1 protein-coding gene is annotated in these 248 nt (G+C 71.4%); it reads right to left on the bottom strand.

The annotated features are described in order from the left end of the window. The coding region (locus OO67_RS35530) for a beta-ketoacyl synthase N-terminal-like domain-containing protein (RefSeq protein WP_033305968.1) at window positions 1-248 on the bottom strand (248 nt) is incomplete at both ends.

The following is a 248-nucleotide window of genomic DNA, read 5'->3' as shown; positions in this document are numbered from 1 at the left end:
GTACGCCGACGCCTTCGGCCCATGCGGTTCCGTCGGCGTCGGCGGAGAAGGACTTGCACCGTCCGTCCGCGGCGAGCCCTCGCTGACGGGAGAACTCGACGAAGATGCCTGGTGTGGACATCACGGTCACGCCGCCGGCGAGGGCGAGTGAGCACTCACCGGAGCGCAGGGCGCGTACGGCCAGGTGGAGGGCGACCAGTGAGGACGAGCACGCGGTGTCCACCGTCAGTGCCGGGCCCTGCAGCCCC

This window comes from Streptomyces atroolivaceus (assembly GCF_000717025.1).
In the GTDB taxonomy this organism is placed as follows: Bacteria; Actinomycetota; Actinomycetes; order Streptomycetales; family Streptomycetaceae; genus Streptomyces; species Streptomyces atroolivaceus.
The sequence above is the reverse complement of the archived record's forward strand: the minus strand, read 5'-3'. Positions and strand labels throughout refer to the sequence as shown.